At 68.7% G+C, this 4,984-nt stretch carries 5 protein-coding genes; 3 read left to right on the top strand and 2 right to left on the bottom strand.

All coding sequences use genetic code 11. The annotated features are described in order from the left end of the window. Positions 1–54 precede the first annotated feature (54 nt). Entirely contained in the window at positions 55–945 is an 891-nt protein-coding gene (gene mmsB, locus P3W75_RS13420) for a 3-hydroxyisobutyrate dehydrogenase (RefSeq protein WP_276227844.1), read from the top strand. Between the two features lie 108 nt (positions 946–1,053). Beyond that, positions 1,054–1,695, top strand: a complete 642-nt coding sequence (locus P3W75_RS13415) for an NAD(P)-dependent oxidoreductase (protein WP_276227843.1) — start codon at positions 1,054–1,056, stop codon at positions 1,693–1,695. A gap of 20 nt (positions 1,696–1,715) precedes the next feature. Here the strand turns inward: P3W75_RS13415 and P3W75_RS13410 are convergent, their stop codons facing one another. Together P3W75_RS13410 and P3W75_RS13405 are read right to left on the bottom strand one after the other, a co-directional pair. After that, positions 1,716–3,038, bottom strand: coding sequence for an APC family permease (locus P3W75_RS13410; RefSeq protein ID WP_276227842.1), 1,323 nt, complete (start codon positions 3,036–3,038; stop codon positions 1,716–1,718). A gap of 148 nt (positions 3,039–3,186) precedes the next feature. Next, positions 3,187–4,005, bottom strand: a complete 819-nt coding sequence (locus tag P3W75_RS13405; RefSeq protein WP_276227841.1) for a carbon-nitrogen hydrolase family protein — start codon at positions 4,003–4,005, stop codon at positions 3,187–3,189. Between the two features lie 161 nt (positions 4,006–4,166). On the opposite strand from P3W75_RS13405, the gene P3W75_RS13400 reads away from it, so the two are divergent. Next, complete coding sequence (locus P3W75_RS13400) at positions 4,167–4,952, top strand: helix-turn-helix transcriptional regulator (RefSeq protein ID WP_276227840.1); 786 nt, start codon at positions 4,167–4,169, stop codon at positions 4,950–4,952. The last annotated feature ends 32 nt before the right edge of the window (positions 4,953–4,984 follow it).

Raw genomic sequence — 4,984 nt, 5'->3', positions numbered from 1 at the left:
CAAGCTCGCTCCTACGAAATGGCGTTCATCTCCCGCAACCCGAGGAGAACGCGGATGAAACAGATAGCCTTCATCGGCCTGGGCCACATGGGCGCGCCCATGGCCGCCAACCTGCTCAAGGCCGGTTACCTGCTGCGGGTCTTCGACCTGGCGCAGAGCGCCATGGACGCCCTGGTGCCGCTGGGCGCCAACGCCACGCGCAGCGCCCACGACGCGGTGGACGGCGCCGACGTGGTGATCACCATGCTGCCGGCCAGCCAGCACGTCGAGGGGCTCTACCTCGGCGAGCAGGGCCTGCTGCAGCACATCACTCCCGGCACCCTGGTGCTGGAATGCTCGACCATCGCCCCGGCCTCGGCGCGCAAGGTCCACCACGCCGCCGCCGAGCGGCGCATCCCGATGCTCGACGCACCGGTCTCCGGCGGGGTCGGCGGGGCCGTCGCTGGCACCCTGACCTTCATGGTCGGCGGCGACCCGGCGGTGCTGGAAAACGCCCGCCCGGTGTTCGCCGCCATGGGCCGCAACATCTTCCACGCCGGTACCGACGGCGCCGGCCAGGTGGCCAAGGTGTGCAACAACCAGCTGCTCGCCATCCTCATGATCGGCACCGCCGAGTCCCTCGCCCTGGGCGTGGCCAACGGCCTGGACCCGGTGGTGCTGTCGGAGATCATGCGCCGCAGCTCCGGCGGCAACTGGGCGCTGGAGGTGTACAACCCGTGGCCCGGGGTGATGGAGAACGCCCCCGCCTCGCGCGGCTACGAGGGCGGTTTCCTCAGCGCGCTGATGGCCAAGGATCTGGGCCTGGCCCAGGAGGCCGCGCAGCTCACCGGCAACGCCACGCCCCTGGGCAGCCTGGCCACCAGCCTGTACCGGCTGCTGCTGAAACAGGGCTTCGGCGACAAGGATTTCTCGGTGGTGCAGAAGCTCTTCGACCAGGGATTGTGAAGCCAGGCTTACGAGTGCATGACACCCCGCCCGGTTTTTCCCGCGCCGGGCGTGTCCGATGATGGGCGTCATCCCGCCGTACCACGGCCTTTCCCACGGAGTTCGAAGATGAAGATCGCCCTGATCGGTGCCACTGGCCATGTCGGCCATTATTTCCTGGAAGAAGCGCTGCGCCGTGGCCTGCTGGTGACCGCGCTGGTCCGCGACCCGGCCAGGCTGGTCAGCCGCGCCGGCCTCAGCGCCGTGCAGGCCGACGTCTACGACGCCACCCAGGTGGCCAAGGCGGTGGCCGGGCATGACGCGGTGATCAGCGCCTTCAACGCCGGCTGGAACAACCCGGACATCCGCGCCGCCCACGGCCGCGGCAGCCGCGCCATCCTCGACGGCACCAAGGCCGCCGGGGTCAAGCGCCTGCTGGTGCTCGGCGGCGCCGGCAGCCTGGAGATCGCCCCCGGCCAGCGCCTGGTGGACAGCCCGGAATTCCCCGCCGCCTGGAAACAGGGCGCGCTCGGCGCCGCCGACGCCCTCGACCAGCTACGCGGCGAAAGCGAGCTGGACTGGGCGTTCCTCAGCCCGGCCATGCTGCTCGACGGCGAGCAGCGCACCGGCAGCTTCCGCATCGGCGCCGACCAGGTGCTGTTCGACGCCCAGGGCGAAAGCCGCATCTCCCTCCCCGACCTGGCCGTGGCCATGCTCGACGAGGCGGAGCGCCCGGCGCACCACCGCCAGCGCTTCACCGTCGCCTACTGACGGGGCCTACTGACAGGACCTCAGGCCTCCTCGAAGTGCATCTCCGGCGGCGACTGACGGAAGCCGCCGGTGAGCACGCCCAGGTAGACCACGCCGACGGTCAGCCAGGCCAGGCCCAGCCACACGGCCAGGTGATCGAGGCTGACCATCAGCCACAGGTCGGCGACCAGGCCGATCAGCGGGAACGCCAGGAACAGCACCGCGCCGCGCAGGCCGCGTTCGCCGCGGCGAATCCAGTAGTGGAAGATCACCGACAGGTTCACCAGGCTGAAGGCCAGGAAGGCGCCGAAGTTGATGAACGAGGTGGAGGTGGTCACGTCCATCTCCAGCGCCAGCAGGGCCACCACGCCGCACAGCACGATGCTGCCCACCGGGGTGCCGAAGCGCTCGCTCAGGGTGCCGAAGAAGGATTTCGGCAGCACGCCGTCGCGGCCCATGGCGAACAGCAGGCGCGAGGCGCTGGCCTGGGCCGACAGGCCCGAGGTGAACTGGCCGACGATCAGGCCGATGAGGAAGAGGCTGACGAAGACGTCGCCGCCGATGTTGCGGGCGATCTCGTAGGCCGCCGAGTCGGCGTTCTGGAACTCGGTGGACGGGTGCGCGAGCTGCACGAAGTAGCTGGCCGCGATGAAGATGCAGCCGCCGATCAGGGTGATCAGCAGGATCGCGCGGGGGATGTTCTTGCGCGGCTCGTGGGTTTCCTCGGTGAGCGTGCTGACCGCGTCGAAGCCCAGGAACGAATAGCAGGCGATGGCCGCGCCGCTCATGATCAGCGGCAACTGCACGCCTTCCTTGAAGAACGGCTCCAGCGACCACAGCGGCTTGCCCGGGTCGCCCAGCACATAGTGCACGGCCAGCAGCACGAAGGCCGCCAGGACCAGAAACTGCACCAGCATCAGCACGCCATTGATGTTCTTCGCCAGGCGCAGGCCGACCACGTTGATGCCGGTGGTCACGCCGATGAACGCCAACACCCAGAGCGCCTGCGGCACCGCCGGGAAGGCCGAGTGCAGGTAGGCGGCGCCGATCAGCCAGATGGCCATGGGCAGGAACAGGTAGTCGAGCAGCACCGCCCAGCCGGCGAGGAAGCCCAGCTTGGGGCTGATCGACTTGCGCACGTAGGTGTAGGCCGAGCCGGCCACCGGGAAGGCGGCGGCCATGCGCCCGTAGCTGAGCGCGGTGAACAGCATCGCCACCGAGGCCGCCAGGTAGGCCGAGGGCACCACCCCGCCGGTGGTGTCGGCGAGGATGCCGAAGGTGCCGAGGACGATGATCGGGGTCATGTAGGCGATGCCGAAGAGCACCACCGAACCCAGCGACAGGGTTCGCTTGAGTCGAGCCATTACTGCTTACTCCGAGTTGTGTTTGTTATGGCAGAGTCGAAATCGACGCGTGCAGCGGCGGCGCCCCTCACCCGGGAGCCGCCTGGCGGGAGGGGTTCCCACCGTTTTTTTCGGATTGTCGGTGGCGCGGCCCTGCGCCTTCCGGGGCTCAGCCCGGAATCAGCAGCTCGCGCAGGCCATCGGCGTGCTCGCGCATTTCACCCGGCAGCACGAAGCGCCGTTCGGCCAGGTAGCTGTAGTCGCGGCGCGCTTGCGCCAGGCGTTCGAAGTCCAGCTCGACGGTCTGCCGGCACTCCTCGCGGCCGGCTTCGCAGAGCAGCTGGCCGAAGGGGTCGACCACCGCGCTGCCGCCGGCGAACACCAGGTCGTCGTCGCCTTCGCCGACGCGGTTGACCATCACCGCGTAGGCCTGGTTTTCCATGGCCCGGCCCATGATCGCGGTGCGATGGGTGGGGCCGTAGGGGTCCATGTTGCCGTTGGTCACGATGATCAGCTCGGCGCCCAGCTGGCCGAGGGCGCGGGCGCTCTCGGGGAACTCGATGTCGAAGCAGATGACGATGCCCACGCGGATGCCGTTCCACAGGCAGGTGGCGTAGCGGTTGCCGGGGGTGAAGATGCCGCGGTCCGAGGCCCACAGGTGGGTCTTGCGGTACTTCAGGGCGATGCCTTCGGGAGTGATCAACAGCGTGGTGTTGTAGTAGCGGCCGTCGTCGACCTCGGCGAAGCCCACGGCCACGGCGATGTTCTTCTCCTTGGCCGCGCGTTGCACCGCCTGCACGCTCGGGCCGTCGATCGGCTCGGCCAGCGCGGCGATGTTGGCGGCGGTGGGGAAGCCGGTCAGCTGGGTCTCGGGGAACACCACCAGCTGGCTGTCCGGGGCGCAGGCATGGATCGCCTCCAGGGTGCGGGCCAGGTTCCAGGCCACGTCGCCATCACGGCCGGCGAGTTGCACGAGTTCGACTTTCATGGGGGCTCCTCAGGTATTCATCGACCGGCGCGAAGGCATGACCCGACGCCGCAAAAGGGTCAGAATGCGCACCGCACCGGCGCAAGGCATCCATCGAGTATGCAATCGGCCGGCGCGCCGGGGTAATTACGCCCACGTGGTAACCCAACAGGGGTAGAGGCATGAACCTTACGCTGCAGGACCTCGCCTGGCACCGCTCGGTCGGGCACCTGATCGAGACGCTGGACAAGCCCACCTTCTGGCTCGCCCTGGTGCGCCTGCTGGAACAGTATGTGCCCTTCGACAGCTGGGTGGCGCTGCTCTTCAGCAACGGCCGCCCGCAGGTGTTCGCCGAATGCCCCGGCGAGGACGGCGGCCCCGACCCGCTGTTCCAGGACTACCTCAAGGGCCTGTACCTGCTCGACCCCTTCTACATCGCCAGCCGCGAAGCGCCGGGCAGCGGCCTGCAGCGCCTGGCCGACGTGGCCCCGGAATGCTTCGAGCAGACCGACTACTACCAGCGCTACTTCCGCCTGAACGTGGTGGCCGACGAGGTGCAGTTCAACGTCCAGCTCGACGCCGAGCGCACCCTCTGCCTGTCGCTGGGCAGCGAAGGCCGCTTCAGCCCCGAGCAGCTCACCCTGCTCGACCTGCTGCGGCCCTGGGTGGCCGGCCTGATGCGCCAGCGCATGGCCTTCGAGCGTGAGCTGCTGGAACAAGCCACACCCCCGGCGCCGCGCTGGCAGAGTCGCCTGGAAGAAACCGTGGAACGCCTGGAGACGCCGCTGACGGCGCGCGAGCTGGAAGTCGGCCGGCTGATGCTCAGCGGCTGCTCGAGCAAGGAGATCGCGCGCAAGCTGGCGATTTCGGCGGAGACGGTGAAGGTCCACCGCAAGCACATGTACAGCAAGCTGGGGATCAAGTCGCAGTCGGAGCTGTTCTCGCTGTTCCTGCAAGCGCAGGGCTGACTGGCGGCGGATAACGCCCGTGGCGTTATCCG

The sequence above is a fragment of the Pseudomonas citronellolis genome (genome assembly GCF_029335315.1).
In the GTDB taxonomy this organism is placed as follows: domain Bacteria; phylum Pseudomonadota; class Gammaproteobacteria; order Pseudomonadales; family Pseudomonadaceae; genus Pseudomonas; species Pseudomonas citronellolis_A.
The sequence above is the reverse complement of the archived record's forward strand: the minus strand, read 5'-3'. Positions and strand labels throughout refer to the sequence as shown.

Bases quoted from the DNA above. Each gene is read 5' to 3' on its own strand.
- mmsB (WP_276227844.1), top strand. From the start codon at position 55: ATGAAACAGATAGCCTTCATCGGCCTGGGCCACATGGGCGCGCCCATG.
- P3W75_RS13415 (WP_276227843.1), top strand. From the start codon at position 1,054: ATGAAGATCGCCCTGATCGGTGCCACTGGCCATGTCGGCCATTATTTC.
- P3W75_RS13405 (WP_276227841.1), bottom strand. From the start codon at position 4,005: ATGAAAGTCGAACTCGTGCAACTCGCCGGCCGTGATGGCGACGTGGCC.
- P3W75_RS13400 (WP_276227840.1), top strand. From the start codon at position 4,167: ATGAACCTTACGCTGCAGGACCTCGCCTGGCACCGCTCGGTCGGGCAC.
- P3W75_RS13410 (WP_276227842.1), bottom strand. From the start codon at position 3,038: ATGGCTCGACTCAAGCGAACCCTGTCGCTGGGTTCGGTGGTGCTCTTC.